At 59.8% G+C, this 21,854-nt stretch carries 17 protein-coding genes; 11 read left to right on the top strand and 6 right to left on the bottom strand.

All coding sequences use genetic code 11. From position 1 onward, the window contains the following. Positions 1-18 precede the first annotated feature (18 nt). From YH63_RS01750 to YH63_RS01740, 3 genes are all read left to right on the top strand, one after another. Positions 19-3,315: an acetyl-CoA carboxylase family protein gene (locus tag YH63_RS01750; protein ID WP_046829097.1), complete on the top strand. Its 3,297-nt coding sequence runs from the start codon at positions 19-21 to the stop codon at positions 3,313-3,315. 83 nt (positions 3,316-3,398) lie between these two features. Next, complete coding sequence (locus YH63_RS01745) at positions 3,399-4,460, top strand: alcohol dehydrogenase (protein ID WP_046829098.1); 1,062 nt, start codon at positions 3,399-3,401, stop codon at positions 4,458-4,460. Between the two features lie 74 nt (positions 4,461-4,534). Next, positions 4,535-5,326: a crotonase/enoyl-CoA hydratase family protein gene (locus YH63_RS01740; protein ID WP_083992667.1), complete on the top strand. Its 792-nt coding sequence runs from the start codon at positions 4,535-4,537 to the stop codon at positions 5,324-5,326. Positions 5,327-5,806: 480 nt separating this feature from the next. On the opposite strand, the gene YH63_RS01735 is transcribed toward YH63_RS01740, so the two are convergent. The 6 genes from YH63_RS01735 to YH63_RS01710 all read right to left on the bottom strand — a co-directional run bounded on the left by YH63_RS01735 (position 5,807) and on the right by YH63_RS01710 (position 12,351). Further along, positions 5,807-6,658: a carbohydrate ABC transporter permease gene (locus YH63_RS01735; RefSeq protein ID WP_052753881.1), complete on the bottom strand. Its 852-nt coding sequence runs from the start codon at positions 6,656-6,658 to the stop codon at positions 5,807-5,809. After that, the gene (locus YH63_RS01730; protein ID WP_205717104.1) at positions 6,658-7,593 is read right to left on the bottom strand and encodes a carbohydrate ABC transporter permease; all 936 of its coding nucleotides are present in this window, start codon (positions 7,591-7,593) and stop codon (positions 6,658-6,660) included. Before YH63_RS01730 ends, YH63_RS01735 begins: the two co-directional genes overlap by 1 nt. After that, a complete protein-coding gene (locus YH63_RS01725; RefSeq protein ID WP_046829101.1) occupies positions 7,590-8,618 on the bottom strand; it encodes an ABC transporter ATP-binding protein in 1,029 nt (342 codons plus the stop codon). The genes YH63_RS01730 and YH63_RS01725 overlap by 4 nt, the downstream gene beginning before the upstream one ends. A gap of 88 nt (positions 8,619-8,706) precedes the next feature. Then, positions 8,707-10,041 carry an extracellular solute-binding protein gene (locus YH63_RS01720; RefSeq protein ID WP_046829102.1) on the bottom strand — a complete coding sequence of 445 codons (1,335 nt, stop codon included), beginning with the start codon at positions 10,039-10,041 and terminating at the stop codon, positions 8,707-8,709. A 577-nt stretch (positions 10,042-10,618) separates the two neighbouring features. Continuing rightward, on the bottom strand, positions 10,619-10,960 hold the full coding sequence (locus tag YH63_RS01715; RefSeq protein WP_137325089.1) for a hypothetical protein: 342 nt from the start codon (positions 10,958-10,960) through the stop codon (positions 10,619-10,621). Between the two features lie 38 nt (positions 10,961-10,998). Next, positions 10,999-12,351, bottom strand: a complete 1,353-nt coding sequence (locus YH63_RS01710) for a sulfite oxidase (protein ID WP_046829834.1) — start codon at positions 12,349-12,351, stop codon at positions 10,999-11,001. A gap of 245 nt (positions 12,352-12,596) precedes the next feature. Between YH63_RS01710 and YH63_RS01705 the strand changes: the two genes are divergently transcribed. The 8 genes from YH63_RS01705 (at position 12,597) to YH63_RS01670 (ending at position 21,832) form a co-directional block, all read left to right on the top strand. Further along, positions 12,597-14,567 (top strand): AMP-binding protein, encoded by a 1,971-nt coding sequence (locus tag YH63_RS01705; RefSeq protein ID WP_046829835.1) that lies wholly within the window; start codon positions 12,597-12,599, stop codon positions 14,565-14,567. Continuing rightward, positions 14,564-15,349 carry an ABC transporter ATP-binding protein gene (locus tag YH63_RS01700; RefSeq protein WP_046829103.1) on the top strand — a complete coding sequence of 262 codons (786 nt, stop codon included), beginning with the start codon at positions 14,564-14,566 and terminating at the stop codon, positions 15,347-15,349. Before YH63_RS01705 ends, YH63_RS01700 begins: the two co-directional genes overlap by 4 nt. Before the next feature lie 10 nt (positions 15,350-15,359). Next, positions 15,360-16,289 carry a branched-chain amino acid ABC transporter permease gene (locus YH63_RS01695; RefSeq protein WP_205717103.1) on the top strand — a complete coding sequence of 310 codons (930 nt, stop codon included), beginning with the start codon at positions 15,360-15,362 and terminating at the stop codon, positions 16,287-16,289. A 15-nt stretch (positions 16,290-16,304) separates the two neighbouring features. Next, positions 16,305-17,432 (top strand): branched-chain amino acid ABC transporter permease, encoded by a 1,128-nt coding sequence (locus YH63_RS01690; protein WP_046829104.1) that lies wholly within the window; start codon positions 16,305-16,307, stop codon positions 17,430-17,432. 128 nt (positions 17,433-17,560) lie between these two features. Further along, a complete protein-coding gene (locus YH63_RS01685; RefSeq protein ID WP_046829105.1) occupies positions 17,561-18,880 on the top strand; it encodes an ABC transporter substrate-binding protein in 1,320 nt (439 codons plus the stop codon). A gap of 78 nt (positions 18,881-18,958) precedes the next feature. Continuing rightward, positions 18,959-19,798, top strand: coding sequence for an ABC transporter ATP-binding protein (locus tag YH63_RS01680; RefSeq protein WP_046829106.1), 840 nt, complete (start codon positions 18,959-18,961; stop codon positions 19,796-19,798). 372 nt (positions 19,799-20,170) lie between these two features. After that, positions 20,171-20,602, top strand: coding sequence for a biotin/lipoyl-containing protein (locus YH63_RS21970; RefSeq protein ID WP_433995108.1), 432 nt, complete (start codon positions 20,171-20,173; stop codon positions 20,600-20,602). A 435-nt stretch (positions 20,603-21,037) separates the two neighbouring features. Then, positions 21,038-21,832 carry an integrase core domain-containing protein gene (locus YH63_RS01670; RefSeq protein ID WP_246657992.1) on the top strand — a complete coding sequence of 265 codons (795 nt, stop codon included), beginning with the start codon at positions 21,038-21,040 and terminating at the stop codon, positions 21,830-21,832. Positions 21,833-21,854 lie beyond the last annotated feature (22 nt).

Genomic DNA, 21,854 nt, shown 5'->3' with positions numbered 1-21,854 from the left:
TTTCATCGAGCCTCTGACATGAAAAAACTACTGATCGCCAATCGCGGCGAGATAGCCATTCGTATTGCGCGGGCGGCGGCGAGCCTCGGTATCGCGACTGTCGCGGTGTTCACGCGGGAAGATGCTTCGTCTCTGCATGTGATGCGGGTCGATGAGGCTCAGCCACTCCCGGGGCATGGCGTTCGTGGCTATCTTGATGCGGGGGCGATGATCCATATCGCGAAAAGTAGCGGATGCGACGCCGTTCATCCAGGCTACGGCTTTCTGAGCGAGAACGCGCAATTCGCGCAGCTGTGTCGCGAGGGCGGTATTATGTTTGTTGGCCCTGAGATCGACCAGCTGTCGCTGTTCGGCGACAAGGCGCAGGCGAGGGCGTTGGCCCAACGCTGCGGTGTTGCGCTTGCGGCTGGAACACCCGGTGTGGCGAGCCTCGACGAGGCGCGGGCCTTCTTTGCCTCGCTCCCGCAAGGCGAAACTGCGATCATCAAAGCCGTTGCCGGCGGCGGCGGCCGCGGCATGCGCGTTGTGCAAAACATCGACGAAATTGAAGAAGCCTACCGGCGCTGCCAATCCGAGGCCATGTCTGCTTTCGGCAATGGCGATGTCTATGTTGAGCGCCTCATTCGCCGCGCCCGTCACATCGAAGTTCAGATCGTTGGCGACGGACAGGGCAACATCAGTCATCTCTACGAACGCGACTGCACGCTGCAACGTCGCCATCAGAAGCTGATCGAGATTGCGCCGAGCCTGACGCTGCCTGCCGCCGTGCGCGAACGTATCCTCGCTGCCGCCGTGTCGATGGCGCGTGAGGTCAAATACAAGAGTCTCGGAACCTTCGAGTTCCTGTACGAGCCAGCTCCGCCGAAGGGGCAGCCGGATTTCATTTTCATGGAGGCCAATCCGCGTCTTCAGGTCGAGCATACCGTGACCGAAGAAGTGACCGGCATCGACCTCGTCTGCACGCAACTGCAGATCGCGGACGGTGCGAGCCTGCCGGATCTCGGGCTGACGCAGGACAACATTCCGGCGCCGCGTGGTTTCGCGATGCAGTTGCGGCTCAATATGGAGCAACTTACTGCCAATGGCGACGTGGTGCCATCAGCCGGCCGGCTCCAGGTATTCGATCCGCCGTCCGGCCCGGGAATTCGCGTCGATACGTTCGGCTATGCCGGCTACGAGACGAGCGCCAGTTTCGATTCCCTGCTGGCAAAGCTCATTGTGCGCACTCCGCGAAAGGAGCAGCTGCTGGATACCGGCTATCGAACGCTCCGCGAATTCCGCATTGGCGGCGTCGCCACCAATACATCTTTGCTGCTTAATCTTTTGAAACATCCGCTTGTGATCGCGGACGAAATCCACACGCGTTTTGTCGAGGAGAACCTCGATCAGCTTGTTGCATCCGTCGATCACAAGGCGCGGTTCTTCGAAGCCGTGCCCGCTGCGGTTGCCGCCCCGACGCTGGATAGTGACGATCTGACGCCGCCTCCGGGGTCGGTTGCAGTCAGGTCCCCGATCCAGGGCTGTGTCGTGGACATTGAGGTGTCCGAGGGCGACATCGTCCACGCTGGTGATTCAATCGCGATCCTGGAGGCGATGAAAGCCGAAATGGTTGTTCACGCGCCCGCAAGCGGCCGTGTTGGACGTATCGTCGTTACGTCGGGGCAAACAATATCGTCCGACGCGGCGTTGCTGTTCATCGAAACAATGGAGCTGGAGAAGCCTGAAGGTGTGGCGGATGAGGTGATCGATCTCGATCATCTTCGCCCCGATCTTCAGGAACTTCTTGCACGACGAGCGGGATTGATGGACGCGGCCAGGCCGAAGGCTGTCGCGAGACGGCGCAAGCTCGATCAGCGCACCGCCCGCGAAAATATCGACGATCTGTGCGACGACGGAAGTTTCGTGGAGTATGGCGGCCTGTTGCTCGCCGCTCAACGAAGGCGGCGTTCGCTTGACGAGTTGATCGAGGCCAGTCCGGCCGATGGCACGGTCACCGGAACGGCAACAGTCAACGCAGGGCTGTTTCCCGGCGCGGACACGCGGTGCGTGGTGATGTCCTACGACTATACTGTCTTCGCCGGCACTCAGGGATTCATGGCCCATCGCAAGATGGATCGCATGATGGAGCTGGCGCGGAGCATTCGGGCACCGTTCGTGCTGTTCAGCGAAGGCGGGGGTGGCCGCCCGGGCGACACCGATTACATGGGGCCATCGGGTCTTGACCTGCGCACCTTCCGCCACTTCGGATTGATGAGCGGCGTTGCGCCGCTGGTGGGGATCGCGGCAGGGCGCTGCTTCGCGGGCAACGCCGCTTTGCTCGGCGCGTGTCATGTCATTATCGCCACCGAAGACTCGACCATCGGCATGGCCGGGCCGGCGATGATCGAAGCGGGAGGACTGGGCTCCTTCACGCCCGACCAGGTCGGACCAGCCAGCATACAAACGCTCAACGGCGTGATCGATGTTCTTGTGAAGGACGAAGCGGCGGCGGTCGCTGCGGCGAAGAAGTATCTTGGATATTTCCAGGGCAAGCTTGCAAGTTGGACATGTGCCGATCAGCGCCTCTTGCGGCGCGTGATTCCGGAGAACCGGCTTCGGATCTACGACATAAGGGACGTGATCGATCTGCTCGCCGACGAGGGCTCGGTGATGGAGCTGCGGCGAGCGTTCGCCAAGGGAATGGTCACCGCCTTTGTGCGTATTGAGGGGGCACCGATCGGTGTGATCGCGAACAATCCCGTACATCTCGGCGGGGCGATCGATGCCGACGGGGCCGACAAGGCCGCCCGCTTTATGCAGCTTTGCGATGCGTTCGACATTCCAATCCTGTCGCTCTGCGATACGCCAGGTTTCATGGTCGGCCCAGATGCTGAGAAGACAGCCACTGTCCGTCACTTCGCGCGCATGTTCCTGGCCGGCGCGAGCGTGGATACGCCGTTCATGTCGGTGATCGTTCGCAAGGCCTATGGGCTTGGCGCTCAAGCGATGGCCGGTGGTGCTGCGGCGACCGGCTTGTGCTCGCTGTCGTGGCCGTCCGGCGAACTCGGCTCCATGGGTATCGAGGGTGCTGTCCGTCTCGCCTACCGCAAGGAGCTTGAGGCGATTGAGGATCCCGCCGAGCGGCAGCGAGAGTTCGAGCGCTACGTCGCCCAGCTTTACGCCGACGGACGGGCACTCAACGCCGCGACCTACATGGAGATCGATGACGTGATCGATCCGGCCGAAACCCGCAGCCGCATCGCGAGTGCACTTCGGGCTGCGCCGAAGAAACCGACGCGGAACTCGCCGAAGCGCCCATTCGTGGACAGCTGGTGAGCGCGCTGGAATTCCCGGTGCGCGTTTCCCGCCGTTAGACGATCTCTCGAATACCCACTCATCGCTGCTCTCAGGAGAAATCAATGCCCGCGTTACGTCGTCAGTCCATTGTCCAGTTCGCGGCCCCGCTCTGTGAAACCATCGTTGACGCGCCGAAGCCGCAAGGCCGGGAAGTTTTGGTGCGGATTGAGCGGTGCGGTCTGTGCCATTCTGACCTGCATATTCAGGACGGCTACGTGCACTTGGGAGATGGCAAGAAGCTCGACACCACGCGCGGACAGACCTTGCCCTTCACCATGGGCCACGAGATCGTCGGCGTTGTCGAGGAGGTCGGTCCGGATGTCGAGCCGGGTCTGGTCGGACAGAAGCGCGCCGTGTTTCCGTGGATCGGCTGCGGCAAATGCCGCGACTGCCTCAATGAAGACGAGAACCTGTGCGGACGAAACCGCTTTCTCGGCGTCGCCATCGACGGCGGATTCGCGAGCCACGTGCTGGTTCCCGACGCCAGGTACCTGCTGGAATTCGATCCGCTTCCGCTCAATATGGCGGCAACGCTGATGTGCTCCGGCGTGACCGCATATGGCGCCCTCAAGCGTCTCGTGGATCGCCCGCGTCAGCGCAATCTTTTGCTGATCGGTCTGGGTGGCGTCGGCATGATGGGCCTCTCCATTGCGGGAGCTATGTTCAAGCAAGAAATTTCGGTGGCGGACATCAGTGCATCCGCGCGCGAGGCTGCCCTCAAGAGCGGCGCATCAAAAGCCTACGACCCCAGCGAAGCCGATGTCGTCAAGCGGATCATCAAGGAGACCGATGGCGGCTTCGACGAGATCGTCGACTTCGCAGGCAGCGAAAAGTCGATGGCTTTTGCCGTGTCGGTGCTGGCGCGTGGCGGAAAGATTGTTGTTTCCGGCCAGATGGGCGGAAGTTTCAATCTGCCGATGGTACAGTGGATCTACAAGCGGATGACGATTGAAGGGTTCATCACCGGAACTCTGGCGGAAGGCCGCGAACTGATGGAATTGGCGCGATCCGGCAAGGTCAAGCCGACGCCTATGCGGGAAGAGCCGATGGCGGATGTCCAGAAATGGATCGACCAACTGCGCGCCGGCAAGGTCGTCGGCCGTATTATGCTGACCAACACATAGCCGCGAATTTCAGTATCACACGCGCCGAAGATAGTTCGCGGCGCCGTGCACGCACACGACCAGATGGAGATAAGATGATGGAACCGATGAAAGCACCGGGTTCAGTTCGCACGGAAGTTCATGATCGCGTTCTCAAGATCATTATCAACAATATGGCCAAGAAGAACGCCTTCACGCCTCCGATGACGTACCAGCTCTCGGACGCCCTGACGCTTCTGGACGGCACGGATGATCTCTGGGCAGGTGTAATTTGCGCCGAGGGCGACGATTTTACCTCGGGTCTTGATATGGCCCGGTTCTTCGGGCCGAACGCCGAGAACTGGGATCATCGAGAAGGCACGATCGATATTTTCGCGCTCAAGAACCGCTGTCGCAAGCCTGTCGTGACTGCGGTGCAGGGCATCGTCTACACCATTGGAATTGAGCTGATGCTTGCCGGCGACATCGTGATCGCTGCGGATACTAGCAGGTTTTGCCAGATGGAATCCAAGCGGGGCATCGCGCCACTTGGCGGGGCTCATTTTCGGTTCCTGACACGAGCCGGATGGGGCGATGCAATGTATCATCTGTTCCTGTGCGATGAATTCAACGCGGAGCGAGCCTGCAAGATCGGTCTTGTCCAGGAGGTCGTTCCGGTAGGGCAGCAGATCGAACGTGCCATGGAAGTTGCCAGGTTGATCACCAAGAACGCGCCTATTGGAATTCAGGTGACCAAGGAAGCGGCGCTGAAGTTCACTGAAAGCGGGGAGAAGCTGACGGCGGACTATATCTCAGTGATGCGCGAGCGGATTCTTGGCACCGAGGATGCGGCAGAGGGAGTCCAATCCTTCATCGAGCGGCGCGCCGCGAATTTCCAGGGGCGATAACCGCATCGAAAGGTGACCTATCAAATATCCAACTAACGAAAGCAGGAGAATCGATCATCTTGAACACGTGATCGTCTTTGGCGCCCGCTAATTTTGCTATCGGAATCGTGTAAAAACAGAGTGCTGCCGCGACCGTGAGATGAGGGTTGATTGCACGTTTCGTATCGGCGACATTTATTCCTCGCGTATGAAGATCCCTGTTAGTCAGCAAAAGTTCCCTGTTCGTGGTGATGCTGTCCCTGTTAGTTAAAGTAGGGAATTGTCCGAAAAATCTCTGCGGCACGGCAGTTTCTTCCTTCAAAATGTCTCCGGACGCCTCGAAATCGTAGATTTCCCTGTAAAATTCCCTGTTTGCAGGGAATTTGCGTGGAGACCGGCGCTATCACCACTGCGTGGCCAGCCAGATGATCAGAAACCTCTCTCTTAGGAATGACTGCCCTTCTGTCCGTTACCCGCTGACGTCAAACAGTTTCATGGGCGTTACTTTATGGCGCCCATAGTAAAGCCGGCCACGAAACGAGCGACGAAGAAATTATAGATAATGGCAATTGGCACGCTGGCGATCAGGCAGGCGCCCATCATCGAACCCCAGAAATAGACGTCCCCGCGCACTAGGAAGGTCGGCACGCCGACGCTGACGGTGTAGCTCGACGCCGAGGTGATGAAGGTGACACCATAGACGAATTCCTGCGTCACCAGCGTGAAGGCGAAGATCACCGCGGTCAGCATCCCCGCGATCGAAATCGGCATCACTACCTTGATGAACGCGCCGAAGCGGCTCAACCCATCGATCATAGCTGCCTCCTCAAGGTCGCGCGGGATAGCCTTGAAGAACCCCATCAGGAGCCAGGTGCAGAACGGCACCGTGAAGCTCGGATAGACCAGCACCAAAGACCACAGCGAATCCTGCAGGCCGAGAACCGCGATGATGCGTGCGAAGGGAATGAACAGGATGGTCGGCGGCACGAGATAAGTGAGAAAAATGGCGATGCCGAGCGTCTGCGCCCAAGGGCCGGTCATGCGCGCGAGCGCGTACCCCGCCGGCACCGCGAGCAAAAGCGTGATGAGGACGACGGCAATCCCCACCGCGCCGGTATTGATCAGCCATTGCAGATACTGGGTGTCCTCGAACAGCACTTTGAGGTGCTCGAGCGTCGGCGGCTCGTTGAACAGAAACGGGTTCTTGTTCACGTCGTGCAGGTCAATCGTGGTCCTGAACGTCGTCATCAGCATCCAATAGAAGGGAAATGCAAGGAATGTGACGAAGAAGACCAGCACGCCGGCATGTCCGCCGGCCATCGCAATGCGCCTGAGAACTCGCCGGCGTGCCATCACGTCACCTCCGCCCGCCGCGCGAGCAGCAGGAACACGACCGCGACCGCGACCAGCACGGGGAACAGGAACAGCGACACTGCCGCCCCGCCAGCAAGATCGCCGCCCTGGATGCCGGTGAAAAAGGCCCATGTCGCAAGCACCTGGGTCTGGTCATAGGGGCCGCCGCGCGTTAGCACGAACACCACGATCATGTCGGTGAAGGTGAAGATGATCCCGAACAGCACGGCGACGAGCGTGATCGGCATGAGCAGGGGGAAGGTGATCTGGAACGTACGCCGCCAGAATCCGGCGCCGTCGACGGCGGCGGCGTCGTAGATATCCTGCGGGATCGAGGTCAGCCCGGCGAGCAGGATCACGGTGGCGAGCGGCACGATGCGCCAGATCTGCACGATGATGATCGAGGCCATGGCGAGATTGGGCTGGCCAAGCCAGATCGGCCATTCGTTCGGTCCAAGAATACGAAAGGCCTGCCCGGTCCAGTTGATCACCGAATAGATCGAATCGTAGATCCACAGCCAACCGATCGATCCGAGCGAGATCGGAGCGACCCAGGGCAAAAGGATCAGGAGCCGCACCAGCCACTTGCCGCGGAAATCGGTGGAGAGCGCCATCGCCAGCATATTGGCGAACAGGAGAACGAAAAACTGCGAGACGATGGTGAAGATGAGCGTATTCCAGACCGCCGTCCAGAACGTGCTGGTCGCCACCACGCGCCGGAAATTCTCAAACCCGACAAAGCTCATGCCGCGGCTGCCGACGGTGACGTCCGACACGCTGTAAAACAGCGCGAGAAAGAACGGAAAGCCGACCAGCAGTGCGATATAGAGGATGGCAGGCGCAAGCATCAGCCGCCAGAGCCAGCGTTCGTTGTCGGCAAGCCGCATCCGCCAGCCTGCCGACGCGGTGAACGCCCCTGCCGTCACCGTCGTCATAACGCGCCTCCGTCGATGCGCCGGCCGCTCGCGCGGTCGAAGCGCGCAATCTCGCTCCTGCGTACGACAAAGTCGTGGCGCTCCCCGGCGGCGGCTTCCGCGCGGATATTGTTGGGCAATTTCGAGATCACATGCGTCTCCGGCGTGCGCCCTTCGAGCACGCCATAGACCAGCCGATCGGCGCCGAGATATTCAACGCGCGTGACACGGAAGGGCAGACCGATGCTGTCTTCTGCGCTGCCAACCTCGCGCGGCAGGAACGCCTCCGGTCGGAAACCGAAATACGAGGAGTCTTCCTCCACCAGGTTCATCGGCGGCGAACCTATGAAGGTGGCCACGAAGATGTCCATCGGGCGCCCGTAAATTTCGTGTGGCGTACCGATCTGGATAACCTTACCTTGGTTGAGCACGGCGATGCGGTCGCCAAGCCCCATGGCTTCGGCCTGGTCGTGGGTGACATAGATCGTGGTGGTGGCAAGGCTGCGCTGGAACTGCTTGAGCTCGTCGCGGGCGGAGTTGCGTAGCTTGGCGTCGAGATTCGACAGCGGTTCGTCGAGCAGGAACACGACCGGCTGGCGCACGACCGCGCGGGCGAGCGCGACGCGCTGGCGCTCGCCGCCGGAGAGCTGGCGCGGCTTGCGGTCGAGAAAGCGCTCGATGCCGAACATGCGTGCCGCCCATTCGACCTTCTTGCGAATCTCCTGCTTCGGCATGCCGATCGCGCGCAGCGGAAAGGAGATGTTCTTCTCGACCGTGAGATGTGGATAGAGCGCGTAGCTCTGGAACACCATGGCAATGTTGCGGGCGCGCGGCGGCAGGTCGGTGACGACACGGCCGTCAATGACGATGTCGCCCGAGGTCGGTTGTTCGAGCCCCGCGATCAGCCGCATCAGCGTGGTCTTGCCGCAGCCAGAGGGGCCGAGCAGCACGAGGAATTCACCTTCCTTGGCGAGGAGATCGATGCCGTCGACCGCGCGCACCTCGTCGAATTGCTTGAAAATTTGCCGTGCCTCGACCGTCGCCATGAGTGTCCCTCGGCCTATCACATCGGCGCCAAACGGGGCCCGGCCCGAGGCCGGACCCCGCCGATGACATCAGGGGAGGACGATCAGATCATCCCCGCTCTTTCCACTTGCTCCAGATCGCCTTCATTTTCACGTCGGCTTTCTGCAAGGCCGCTTCCGGCGTTTCCGCGCCGGTCGCGGCTTCGGCGAACATCGTGTTGAGCAGCCATGTTTGGTACGTGTCGGAAATGGGCGCGGTGGAGTAGCCGGGATAGCCGATGTTGGTCGCCCAATCGAGCACGTCCTCGAGCACGGTGTACTTGTCCGGCGGCACCGCCTTCTTGTCGCTGGAGATGAGCTGTTTGAGGTCTGGCACGGTCTTGGGGAAGCACGGGAAGTTGTAGAACTCGCTGGCCAGGAAGGCCTCTTTGAAGTTGCCAATGTAGTCGATCAGGAACTTCTGCGCGCCCGCGATGTTCTCCGAGAACTTCCAGGTCACGTAGCAGTCCATCACGTGCTCGAGGCCCATGCGGCGCACCGGACCCTTGGCGGCCTTGGCGATGGCAATCTTTTCGTGAATCGCCATTTTCTGGTTCTCGCCAGTGCGCGTCACCGAGATGGCGTTGAGCACCAGCGAGGAGCGGCCGGCCAGCATCTGCCGGTTATTGGACGAGGCGTCCCAGGCCAGAACTTCTGGCGTCATGCACTCCTCGAACAGCGCCTTCACGAACCGCAGCGCCTCGAGCGTGTTCTTGGAGTTGATGGTCAGATTACCGGCTTCATCCTGCTCATGCGCGCCGAATGAATACATGATCGCCCGCATGGCCACGCCGGTGTCGATCTCAGCCGACAGCCCGATGCCGACCGGAATACGAGTCTTGTCCTTGATCTTCTTGCCGCCGACACGGACGTCGTCCCAGGTGTCCGGCTTCATGCCAATGTCGGCCCAGAGATCGGTGCGGTAGTTCACCGGATCGGGCACGTAGCTGTCGGAGAAGGCGAAGTATTTCTTGGTCTTCGGATTGTAGGTGCTCTTGACCCCGAGATCGATCGCCTTGCCGTTTACCTTTTCGCATTCGGCATAGACATCGTTCATGGGCACGACCTGATCCTCGAACACCGAAGGTGGCATGAGGAACATGAAGAGGTCGTGGCCCTTCTGAGCAGACACCTCAGCTGCGGCGCGCGACTCGAGCAGCGCGAGATTGATGTTGTCGACGATCACCTCGGTGTCGTTCTTCTTGCCCCATTCCTTGGTGTAAGTGTTGTTGAACCAGCGGTCGTAAGCGGGGACGAAGTGACTCCATTGCAGGATCTTCAGTGTCTTGGCGGCGTGGGCCGGAGTGACGTGGAAAAATGGACCGACGGCCGCGGCTGCGCCGACTGCGGTTTTAATTACGTCGCGGCGTGACAGGCCGTAACGACGAGATGCATGGGATGCCATGTTTTCCTCCCATTGCTTGATCGTTCAGCAGGAGGTTGTGCGCCGGTCAAGACGGTCGAGGCGTGCTCCCGCTGACATTAGCTGATGACAATTATCCCACGGATGGGGAATGCTGACAACGCCGCAATGATACAGCGGCGGCGCAAGGCTATGATCCAGTAAGAAAATCTTCGGCCGGATAGCACCCTGGATTTGCCGCTGCCTGCGATCCGGCCCGGCTAACAAACCGGTCGCTCTTGATCCATGCGCCGTGCTGGCCGCACGTGGTTTTCGCGCTGGCTCTGTAGGGTTAGCGCCGCGTCGCAATCTTGCCAGAGGATACATGCCGTCGTCATTGGTGGAGGAATCCGACACGCGGGAGCTGGAGAAATTATATAGATATTTCAATAATATAAGTATTCTTAGTTTTGTATTTCATTTTGGCTATTTTGGCCTCGCCGTTCAAGTCGAAGAGCCGGCTTGAGGATGAGAATGCGGTGCTCCGACATCAGTTGATCGTTTTACGGCGCAAGATGCGCGGCCGGCTCCCCCGCGCGGGGCTTCTGACCTTGTCTGCGCATGCGCCCGTGCTCTGCGATCAATTCAGGAACGGGTTTTTGAAGCCCCCCTGTTGGGCAGGCGACGTAACGGGAAACGCGGTAGCGAGATAGTCGAGGATGTTCTTGCGGTCGTCGCCATCGAGCTTGGGCATGTTATGCTTGGTCGTCATCCAGTCGAGCGTTTCGTCCCACTGCTCCCGATTCATGCTCTGAGCCGCCGTCAGTTTGAAATTGTGGCAGGCGGTGCAGAAATAGAACGTGTCGTCGCGATGGGGGCCCGCCGGAAACATCTCCGGCGTTTCCTCGGCTGGTTGCGGCACGGAGGTTTGAGCGATCGAATGCTGCTGCGCGAACGCCATGCTCACGACGAGCGTCAACACGGCGACAATCAGGGATCTGCGATCCGCTGGAATACTGCTCATCCGACCAGCACGGCGACGCGATGCATCGGATTGGCGCCATAGCCTTGGGGATTCCAGCCACCGGCCACGTGCGGCTGCGCGCGTCCTTTGGTATCCGACGCGCGCACCCAGATCTCGTAGTAACCGTCGGAAGGCAGGACGACCTCCGTCGTCCAGCGTCGCCAGTCGTATTTATTGCGCGGGGCGGCTGCCTTGGCTGGCCGCCAGGTCGCCCCGAAATCGATTGAAACGTCAACACGAGCGATACCGTCATGCCCATCCCACGCCGCGCCGCGCAGCGCGAGCTTGCGGGTACCGGCGGGCAGCTTGGCGCCGTTGGCAGGGTTGGTGATGATCCCGCGCACCGGCATCGACGTCATCGTTCGCATGTTGGATTCGTCGGTCTTTCCGCCCGGAATCATCGGCTTGATTGCGGTGGAATAGGAGGTGCCTCCCATGCCCTGGCCATCGTGAACCTTGTCGCGAATCCAGATGCGCTTGAGCCATTTGTGCGAAACCGATCCCGGATAACCGGGAATGACAAGCCTGAGTGGGCCTCCGTGAATGTTGTTCAGAGGCTGGCCATTCATCGCCCACACCAACAAGGCGTGTGGCTCAATCGCATCCGCGATTGGGACACCGCGCGACAAGGCATCCTTGGCGGCATCGCCGGAGAGGTGCTGGTCGGCGCCGTAATTGCCAGTGTAGACTGCGCTCGACTTCAGGCCGGCGGTCTTCAGGACATCGGCGAGGGATACGCCGGTCCATTCGGCAGTGCCAGCGCCGCCATTGGTCCACTGGTTGCCGCGTGTCGGCGGCTGGAAGAAGGAGCGTCCATTGCCGCCGCATTCCAGAACCATGCGGTAAGTCTTGGGCTTATATTTTGCCTTTAGTTCGCCAAGCGTCAGCGTCAGCGGCCTGTTGACCTCACCGTCGATCTTGAAACTCCAGGCGTCGCCCTCGGTAAATCCCGCAGGGGTCTGGCCGTTGTTGCGGATGTAGAACTTTTCGGTCGGCGTGGTGTCGTCATCGAGCATGGCCTCGGGCGTCTCGGCCACCAGCGGCCTGTCGCCAAGCACGATCAGCCCCTTCGCCTTGCCCGGGAAATCGAGAATTTGCGGCCCTTTGGCTGCCGCAGGCGCAGCGCCGGATGGAGGTGTTGCCTGTGCCAGAGCCGCCGGAAACATGCCGGCCGGCATATTCTGGGAGAACGGAATGAATCCGCCGACGGCTGCACCCATAGCCGTCAGCCCGGCTCCTCCCAGAAACCCGCGACGTGAAGCGTCTGTGCGACGGCCAAAAACGACTGCATCGCCTCGCTCGGCGTCGTCATACAACTCATGAACGGAGCGCTCTGTTTGGGTGACCATGGTTTCCTCCAATGGCGGGGCTGATCGGATTCAGTCCACTTCCCAATTCCAATTAAAGCATAAGACGCCGGTCCACCCATATCTAGCCGCGTCCGGGTCCTGCCAAACTGGGCTTGTAGGGCTGTTGATCCCTTGTATTGTGAAGCGAAGCATGCGGAACTCGCATGGCAGCCCCCTGAAGGGCGCGGGTCACAAAAAATAGGTAGGCGCGAACCAACGTGCCGGTTTCTGGGATGGAGACCGACATGGCCATTGGCGGACCGTTTGACACGTTCCCCAAGTTGCTTCTGCGGAATGCTGCGCGGTTTGGCAGCCGTCCGGCCTTTCGGCACAAGGATCTGGGCATCTGGCAGACATGGACCTGGGCCCAGGTCGCCGAGATCGTGCGTGCTTATGCCGCGGGCTTGCAGCGGCTTGGATTGCAGCCAGGAGACACGATCGCCATCGTCGGCGCCAACCGGCCCAAGCTCTACTGGACCGTGATGGCAGCGCAGGCGCTGCGCGCGATTCCGGTTCCGGTCTATTCGGATGCCGTGGCTGACGAACTTGCCTATGTGCTCGCTCACGCCGATGTGAAGTTTGTCGCAGCGCAAGATCAGGAGCAGGTCGATAAGGTTTTGTCTGTATCCGACCGCGTGCAGCATCTCCACAAGATTGTTTATGACGAGCCGCGCGGACTCCGTGACTACGATCACAGCCGATTGATCGCAATCAACGATGTCATCGAAGACGGCCGCGCCGCGCTTGCGGCCAACGCTGCGCTTGGCGGGCAGATCGATGAAATAATCTGGCAGAGTGAAGGTTCTGACATCTCGATTATCCTCTACACCTCGGGAACAACCGGCGCGTCGAAGGGCGTCATGCTGTCGGCGCGAGGCTGCATCGACGCCGTGACGGATACTGTCAGGTTCGATCGATTGACCGACAGCGACGTGGCGCTTGCCTACCTGCCGCTCGCCTGGGTCGGCGATCATTACCTCAACTATGCACAGGGCCTTGCCGCGGGTTTCTGCATGGCGTGCCCCGAGAGCGCTGAGACGGTCGAGCAGGATTTGCGCGAGATCGGACCAACCTTCTATTTCGCTCCGCCTCGCGTTTTCGAAAACATGCTGACGCGGGTGATGATCCGCATGGAGGACGCTGCGCCAATCAAGCGGCGAATGTTCGACTACTTCCTTGGCATTGCGCGACGGCATGGCGAGTCGATCTTGACCGGAAAGCCGGTGCCGCTGTCAGGCCGGCTGCTCTATGCGCTCGGGCGCCTGATACTCTACGAGCCCCTTAAAAACACTCTTGGCCTGTCTCGCGTGCGCGTTGCCTATACTGCAGGTGAGGCCATCGGTCCGGATCTTTTCGCGTTCTACCGCTCGATCGGGTTGAACCTGAAGCAACTCTACGGTCAGACTGAAGCGTTTCTCTACGTTACCTGTCAGCCTGATGGGGAGATCTACTCCGATACTGTTGGGCCGGCGGCGCCGAATGTCGATATCCGCATCGCGGAATCAGGTGAAGTGCAGTTCCGCTCACCTGGCATGTTTGTCCGATATTTCAAGGATCAGGCGAAGACTGCGGAGACCCTGACGCCTGACGGTTACGTCAAGACTGGTGATGCCGGTTTCTTCGACGAGAAGACGGGACATCTGAAGATCATCGATCGCGCAAAGGATGTGGGTCGGCTGGCCGACGGAACGATATTTGCGCCGAAGTATCTTGAGAACAAATTGAAGTTCTTTCCCAGCATCAAGGAAGCGGTCGCTTTCGGCGATTCCAGGGAGTTCGTTTGCGCCATTCTCAATATCGATCTGACTGCGGTGGCGAATTGGGCCGAACGTAACAACATCGCCTACGGCTCCTATCAGGAACTGGCGGGGCATCCACTGGTCTACGACCTGGTGGCCAAGAGCGTTGCCGAAGTGAACCGCTCCCTCGCGGAGGAAAAGGCAATGGCGGGCGCGCAGATTCGCCGTTTCCTCATTCTGCATAAGGAATTAGACGCAGACGATGGCGAATTGACCCGCACGCAGAAAGTTCGCCGCGGGTTCGTCGCCGAGCGCTATGCACCACTGGTCACCGCGCTCTACAACGGTTCGCACGAAGCCAACATTTCTACCGAAGTCACGTTTGAGGATGGCCGCAAGGGCGTGATCGCGGCGCGGGTCAAGATCCGTGACTTGCAAGCGGCTGGTTCGACGGAAACTCTGGGGAAGGCGGCATGAGGGCGCCCGACACGAACGAAATCTTACTTCAGGTCGCGGGCGTATCGCTGGCATTTGGCGGCGTGAAAGCGCTGACGGACGTTTCGTTTGACATCCGGAAGGGCGAAATTCGCGCCATCATCGGACCGAACGGCGCCGGCAAAACCTCGATGCTCAATGTGATCAACGGTTTCTATCATCCCGATCATGGCGCTATCACCTTCAAGGGGCGGACCCGCGCCAGGATGCAGCCTTTCGAGGCGGCCCGTGGCGGCATCGCGCGCACCTTTCAGAACGTCGCACTGTTCAAAGGAATGAGCGCGCTCGACAATATTATGGCTGGCCGCACATTGAAGATGAGCCGGGGTCTTCTGTGGCAGATGCTGCGTTACGGCCCTGCGCTGGCAGAGGAGATCGAACATCGGCGCCGGGTCGAGGAGATCATCGATTTTCTGGAAATTCAGCCGATCCGCAAGGTGCCGGTCGCGCGCTTGCCATACGGCCTGCAGAAGCGCGTCGAACTTGGCCGCGCCCTTGCGATGGAGCCCGACCTTCTTCTCCTCGACGAGCCGATGGCAGGCATGAACCTCGAGGAGAAGAAGGACATGTCGCGGTTCATCATCGATGTGAACGATCATTACGGCACCACTATCGCGTTGATCGAGCACGACATGGCTGTGGTGATGGATCTCTCCCATCGCGTGGTGGTGCTCGATCATGGCGTGAAGATTGCCGACGGCGCGCCGGACGAGGTCAAGAAAAACCAGGCCGTCATCGACGCCTATCTCGGCGTCGCACACTGAGGAGCATTGCGTGATCGCGTTGGGACAATTTCTCGAAGTGCTGATCGGCGGGTTGCTGTCCGGCGTGCTATATTCGCTGGTCGCGCTCGGCTTCGTGCTCATCTTCAAGGCATCTGGTGTCTTTAATTTTGCCCAAGGCGCAATGGTATTGCTCGCAGGGTTGGCGCTGGTCCGTTCGCTTGACTTCCTGGTGACCAAGGGGTTCCCGCTTTGGGCTGCGATCACCATCGGCATCGGCTTCGCCGCCGTGATCATGGCGATAACAGCCTGGCTCATCGAGCGATTCGTGATCGGACCTCTTGTCAACCAGGACGGCCTCACGCTGTTCATGTCCACTATCGGCGCGACATTCATCCTCGAAGGTGCGGCGCAAATGATCTTCGGTTCCGATGCTTACCCTTTGCGGCTATTTCCGACAGACGCATGGTTCCTGTTTGAGAACCTCTTTCCGGGTGGAATTCTGGTCAACAAGCTGGATGTCTGGGGCGGCCTTATCGCCGGCATTCTGGTCGCCGGCCTCGCGATCTTCTTCCAACGTACCAAGACCGGTCGCGCACTCAGGGCGGTTGCCGATGACCACCTGGCCGCGCAGTCGGTCGGGATTCCAATCAGCTGGATCTGGTTCGTGGTTTGGTTTGTTGCCGGTCTCGTTGCGCTGGTTGCAGCGACCGTGTGGGGCACCAAGCTGGGCGTACAGTTCTCCATCACTTTTCTCGCGCTGAAGGCCCTGCCGGTTCTGATCATCGGGGGCTTTACCTCCGTTCCAGGAGCCATCGTCGGCGGGCTCATTGTGGGGGCGGGCGAGAAGATCGCCGAGGTGTTCCTGGGGCCGCATATAGGTGGCGGTATTGAATATTGGTTCGCCTATGTGCTGGCGTTGGCGGTGCTGTTGGTGCGGCCGCAGGGTCTGTTCGGCGAGCGGATCATCGAACGTATCTGAGACGAGGAGTTAGTTGTGCTTTATCGCGAGGCTGGCCAATTCAAGACAACTTACGCGGAGGATATGGCGATCTTCCCGATCCGCCAGGATCGTATGGCGCTCGCCATCCTGCTCGGTATCGCCTTCATTGGCGTACCGCTGCTGGCCAACTTCCACATTTGGCCGTTCGGCAGCGACTATCTGCTGCGCGCCATTCTGCTGCCCTTCCTGATCCTTGCACTTGCCGCTATCGGCGTAAACATACTCGTCGGCTATTGCGGCCAGATCTCGCTCGGCAGCGGCGCGTTCATGGCCATCGGCGCCTACTCTGCCTACAAGTTGGGGACCGGCGTTCATGTTCCGCTCGCCTGGCTTGGCTTCGCGATTTCGATCCCGCCGTTACCCGTGCTGCTATCCATTCTGCTCGGCGGGCTCGCGGCCGCGGTTGTCGGAATCCTCTTCGGTGTTCCCAGTCTGCGGATCAAGGGCCTCTATCTGGCGGTTGCAACGCTCGCAGCGCAGTTTTTCTTCGACTGGGTATTCCTACGGGTGTCGTGGTTCACCAATTACGCACCGTCAGGGTCGGTCAATGCGCCGACACTGGACTTCTTCGGTCTGGTCTTAAGCACGCCGATCGAGCGCTATTTGCTGTGCCTGATCTTCGTAACTGTGTTCGCGGTTCTGGCGAAGAACCTCGTGCGCGGCAATCTCGGCAGACAATGGATGGCGATCCGCGACATGGACATCGCCGCCGAGCTGATTGGTATCCGGCCGCTCTACGCAAAGCTCACGGCTTTCGCGGTCTCTTCATTTATCATCGGCGTGGCGGGCGCACTCTGGGCGTTCGTCTATCTGGGCTCGTGGGAGCCGCTCGCGTTCTCGATCGACCGTTCGCTGCAGCTTCTGTTTATGGTGATCATCGGCGGGCTGGGATCGATCATGGGTCCGTTCGTAGGTGCGGCCTTTATCCTCATTCTGCCGATCATGTTGAACCTGATTCCAACCCAGCTCGGCGTGCCGCTGTCGACAGAGACGATCACTCACCTGGAATTCATCATCTTTGGATCGTTGATCTGCTATCTTCTCATCAAGGAGCCCCATGGGTTCGCCCGGCTTATTTCGCTTGGCAAGGAGAAGCTCAGGCTTTGGCCGTTTCCCTACTGAAGGGGCGGTCAGCGCGAAGGAAACCGGAGATCGCAACGCGGAGCGGCGGTCGTTGGCAGAAGGAGCAATGAAGCCCGCGAAACCGGACCCGGTATTGCAAAACCGGGCTGAAGGAGGAGGACGTCGATATGGTACGCAACAAACTGATACTGGCGGCAGCCGTACTATCGGGCGTGGCGCTTGCCACTCCGGCTGCGGCGCAGAACGAGCAGTTCATTCCGATGCTGTCCTACCGGACGGGCGCGTACGCAGTGAATGGCGTGCCGTTTGCAAACGGCATGGCCGACTACTACAACATGGTCAATGAGCGCGACGGTGGCATCAACGGCGTCAAGCTTCTGGTCGAGGAATGCGAGACCGGCTACGCCACTGACAAAGGCGTTGAGTGTTACGAGCGTCTCAAGGGCAAGGGCCCAACCGGTGCGGCCTTCTTCAATCCGCTGTCGACCGGTATTACATTCGCCCTCACCGAAAAGACCGCGACTGACAAGATCCCGATCATCACGATGGGTTACGGCCGTGCCGATTCCAAGAACGGCGCGGTGTTCGCGTATAACTTCCCGCTGCTCGGCACATACTGGTCCGCGGCCGATATCGCGATTCAGCACGTCGCCAAGGAGCTCGGCGGTTTCGACAAGCTGAAAGGCAAGAAGATTTCGCTGGTCTTTCACGACAGCCCGTACGGCAAGGAGCCAATCCCGACGCTGCAGGTGCTGGCGCAGAAGCACGGTTTTGAGTTTACGCCGATCCCGGTCACACACCCCGGTGTCGAACAGAAGTCGCAATGGCTGGCGATCCGCCAGAACCGGCCGGACTATGTTTTGCTCTGGGGCTGGGGCGTCATGAACGGCACGGCGGTCAAGGAAGCGGCGGCTGTTGCCTATCCGCGTGACAAGATGCTCGGTGTTTGGTGGTCAGGTGCCGAGCCGGATGTGACGCCCGCAGGCGATCAAGCCGCTGGCTATAAGGCGCTGATGCTTCAGCATGGCGCAGGCAAATTCTCCGTGCATGCCGACGTGGAGAAGCACGTCTATGCAAAGGGAAAAGGATTGTCGGAGCCTGGCAAGGTCGGCGAAGTCCTCTATAACCGCGGGTTGGTGAATGCCATGCTCGGCGTGGAAGCGATCCGCAAGGCGCAGGAAAAGTTCGGCAAAAAGCCGCTGACGGGCGAGCAGGTCCGTTGGGGTCTTGAGAACCTCAACATCTCCGATGCACGCCTCAAGGAACTCGGCTTCGAGGGTATGTTGAAGCCGATCAAGATTTCCTGCTCCGATCATGAGGGTGCGCGCGAGGCGCGCGTACAGCAGTGGGATGGCAAGGGCTGGAAAATCATCTCCGACTGGTACACGGCCAACCAGTCCATCACCGAACCGCTCGTCAACGATGTTTCCGCGAAGTATGCCGCGGAGAAGAAGATCCAGCCGCGCGATTGCTCGAAAGAAACCTGAACGCAGCTTGGCGATCCGGGAGGAGCGTTCGCCTCCTCCCGGATACCCCGAAAGCTGCAACCGTTTGGAGAGGGCTGCGTGTCATTCACTAAGGCCGCCACGGCGACAGAAGCGGCAGGGCTGTTTTTGTCGGTCAACAATATCGAGGTTGTCTACAGTCACGTCATCCTCGTGTTGAAGGGTGTCTCGCTGGATGTGCCGCGGGGCGGAATTGTCGCGCTTCTCGGCGCCAACGGCGCGGGCAAGACAACAACGCTGAAGGCGGTCTCTAATCTACTGCATGCGGAGCGCGGCGAGGTCACCAAGGGCTCGATCCTGTTCGACGGCGTCGAAGTGCAGTCCCTGTCGCCAAACGAACTGGTGCGGCGCGGCTGCATTCAGGTGATGGAGGGGCGGCGCTGCTTCGCCCACCTCACTGTCGAAGAGAATCTCCTGACCGGCGCCTTCACGCGCAGGGACAGCAAGTCCGCGATCGCGCAGGATCTGGAGCGAGTCTATGCCTATTTCCCTCGTCTCAGGGAGCGGCGCGATTCCACCGCCGGCTATACGTCGGGCGGCGAACAGCAGATGTGCGCGATCGGCCGTGCGCTGATGTCGCGCCCGAAGATGATCCTGCTCGACGAGCCATCGATGGGTCTCGCGCCGCAGATTGTCGAGGAGATCTTCGAGATTGTTAAGGATCTGAACGTCAAGGAAAATGTCTCGTTTCTTCTCGCCGAGCAGAACACCAGTATGGCGCTCAAATACGCCAGCCACGGTTACATTCTCGAAAATGGTCGCGTGGTGATGGACGGCGAGGCGCGGGCGCTCGCCGCAAATGAGGACGTCAAGGAATTTTATCTTGGCATCGCCGGGGACAAGCGCAAATCATTCCGCGATGTGAAGCACTACAAGCGGCGCAAACGCTGGCTCGCTTAGGCGACGACGCCGAGCATGTGCCATACCGGTCAACGGAGACAAATGCGATAATCCGGAAATGCGCGAACCGGCCGCGCGTCAGCGCGATCAGTTTGCCCGCCCGCCGCAAATTGTCGCTTGCGCGATGATCGCTGTGTGTACCGAAAACCTCATTCCCATCGTGCGGTCTCCGGACTCCCGATTAGCGTTGTCTCGCGGCAGAATGAGCGAAAGTCTCCGGCCGATACCCCCAATATTCCCGTTTTCGAGCGACTGCTGGCAGAGACGCGGTTCGATCGCTGCTGAGTCGAGGAGGTCGCAGTGCTAATTATCCTGTGCTCCGCGGCTGATCTGCCCCCTTTGAAGTGGTCCTCCCTGAAGTATGTTTTTCGGATGGATGGAACTGCCCCGTTTTGTGGTCCAGGTTCTAGGCAATTTCCCGGGCTGTTTGAGTTTGTCGTGCGAACTCGTTCGACGTCAAGTTGCCGAGCGAGGTATGGGTCTGTCGTTGTTATAAATGGCGCCTCCATTCTTCGAGCCGATCGGCGGCGTCGCGCGTTATCACCGTACCGAACCGTGCCGCGGTGTCCACCATCAAGACCCGCCGCAAGACGGGGCAACGACAACCACGTTGCCGCGCCGATGCCGGGCCTAGCGTCCACCGTCAGCATCCAGCCGGGCCAAAGCGTTAAGGTCGGCGATGTGCTGATGATACTTGAGGCGATGAAGATGGAGACCGTGCTGTACGCCGTCGCGCGACGGCACTGTCGCCAGCATCCTCGTCGGCGCAGGCGCCCAAGTCGATTCCAAAGATCTGCTCATTGAGATGAAGTAACGGCAATCAACTAGTGCTGACGCATTTTACTTTACGCCGTGCGCTGTGTGTACCGAAAACCTTAACCGCGTTGATGACGTGATGGAATCGCCTAAGCTGGCGGAATGATCGGGCTGCTCTGTTTCGTTTTGGCCTTCGCCATTCAAGTCGAAGTCGGCTTGAGACTGAGAATGCGGCACTCCGACACCAATTGATCATTTTGCGGCGCAAGATGCGCGGCCGGTCCCGGCTTACGAACAATGATCGCTGGTTCTTTATCCAATTGTATCGATGGTTCCCGTCGATCCTGCAGGTCCTCACGATCATCCGCCCCGAGATGCTGGTGCGTTGGCATCGGGCCGGCTTTCGCTGCTATTGGCGTTGGAAGTCGCGCTCGGGGAGGGCGGCCGCAGATCGAGACGGACATCCGTGTGTTGATCCGGCGGATGAGCATCGAAAACCCGCTTTGGGGCGCGCCACGTATTCACGGCGAACTGCTCAAGCTCGGGTTTGAGGTCGCGCAGTCAAGCGTCGCCAAGTACATGGTCAAGCGGCGAGGGCCGCCAAGCCAGGGCTGGCGCACCTTCCTGCGCAATCATGCTCCGGATATTGCTGCGATGGACCTGTTCGTTGTCCCGGCCATTGGCTTCGACTTACTCTATGCTTTCGTCATCGTCCGGCTCAACCGCAGAGACCTCGTCTGGATCAGCGTTACAACAAACCCGACCGCAGAATGGATCGCACGCCGGTTAGCCGAGGCATTCCCTTGGGATGAGGCCCCGCGCTACCTCATCCGCGATCGTGACCACATCTATGGTGCCGTCGTCATACGGCGACTGCGCGCCATGGGTATCCGGGACAGGCCTACCGCACCAGCCTCGCTCTGGCAGAATGGTTTTGCCGAACGGCTGATTGGATCAATCCGGCGCGAGTGCGTCGATCATATGATTGTCCTGGGCGAAGCGCATCTACGCCGGACCTTGCGGTCCTATGCTCACTACTACAACGACATCAGAACGCATCGGTCATTGGATAAAGATGCACTGGTCTCTCGTCCAGTTCAGTGCACAGGGAGCATCAAATCGTACCCCGTCATCGGCGGACTTCCACCACTACGTCCGAGCTTAAGTTTTCGGTACACACAGGAATCTCCACTGGAGATTCGGAAATGCCAGATATCTGGAATGCGAATCTCGACAGAAGTTATTGAAGGCAAAAGAGGCCGGTGCGTCCTTCGCTGAGATAGGGCAATGGTTTGGTGTT

The sequence above is a fragment of the Afipia massiliensis genome (assembly GCF_001006325.2).
Taxonomy (GTDB): domain Bacteria; phylum Pseudomonadota; class Alphaproteobacteria; order Rhizobiales; family Xanthobacteraceae; genus Afipia; species Afipia massiliensis_A.
This window is presented reverse-complemented; position numbering and strand designations above follow the sequence as displayed.

Coding starts and splice junctions, on each gene's coding strand:
- YH63_RS01750 (WP_046829097.1), top strand. CDS start 19: ATGAAAAAACTACTGATCGCCAATCGCGGCGAGATAGCCATTCGTATT.
- YH63_RS01745 (WP_046829098.1), top strand. CDS start 3,399: ATGCCCGCGTTACGTCGTCAGTCCATTGTCCAGTTCGCGGCCCCGCTC.
- YH63_RS01740 (WP_083992667.1), top strand. CDS start 4,535: ATGATGGAACCGATGAAAGCACCGGGTTCAGTTCGCACGGAAGTTCAT.
- YH63_RS01735 (WP_052753881.1), bottom strand. CDS start 6,658: ATGGCACGCCGGCGAGTTCTCAGGCGCATTGCGATGGCCGGCGGACAT.
- YH63_RS01730 (WP_205717104.1), bottom strand. CDS start 7,593: ATGACGACGGTGACGGCAGGGGCGTTCACCGCGTCGGCAGGCTGGCGG.
- YH63_RS01725 (WP_046829101.1), bottom strand. CDS start 8,618: ATGGCGACGGTCGAGGCACGGCAAATTTTCAAGCAATTCGACGAGGTG.
- YH63_RS01720 (WP_046829102.1), bottom strand. CDS start 10,041: ATGGCATCCCATGCATCTCGTCGTTACGGCCTGTCACGCCGCGACGTA.
- YH63_RS01710 (WP_046829834.1), bottom strand. CDS start 12,351: ATGGTCACCCAAACAGAGCGCTCCGTTCATGAGTTGTATGACGACGCC.
- YH63_RS01705 (WP_046829835.1), top strand. CDS start 12,597: ATGGCCATTGGCGGACCGTTTGACACGTTCCCCAAGTTGCTTCTGCGG.
- YH63_RS01700 (WP_046829103.1), top strand. CDS start 14,564: ATGAGGGCGCCCGACACGAACGAAATCTTACTTCAGGTCGCGGGCGTA.
- YH63_RS01685 (WP_046829105.1), top strand. CDS start 17,561: ATGGTACGCAACAAACTGATACTGGCGGCAGCCGTACTATCGGGCGTG.
- YH63_RS21970 (WP_433995108.1), top strand. CDS start 20,171: ATGGATGGAACTGCCCCGTTTTGTGGTCCAGGTTCTAGGCAATTTCCC.
- YH63_RS01670 (WP_246657992.1), top strand. CDS start 21,038: ATGAGCATCGAAAACCCGCTTTGGGGCGCGCCACGTATTCACGGCGAA.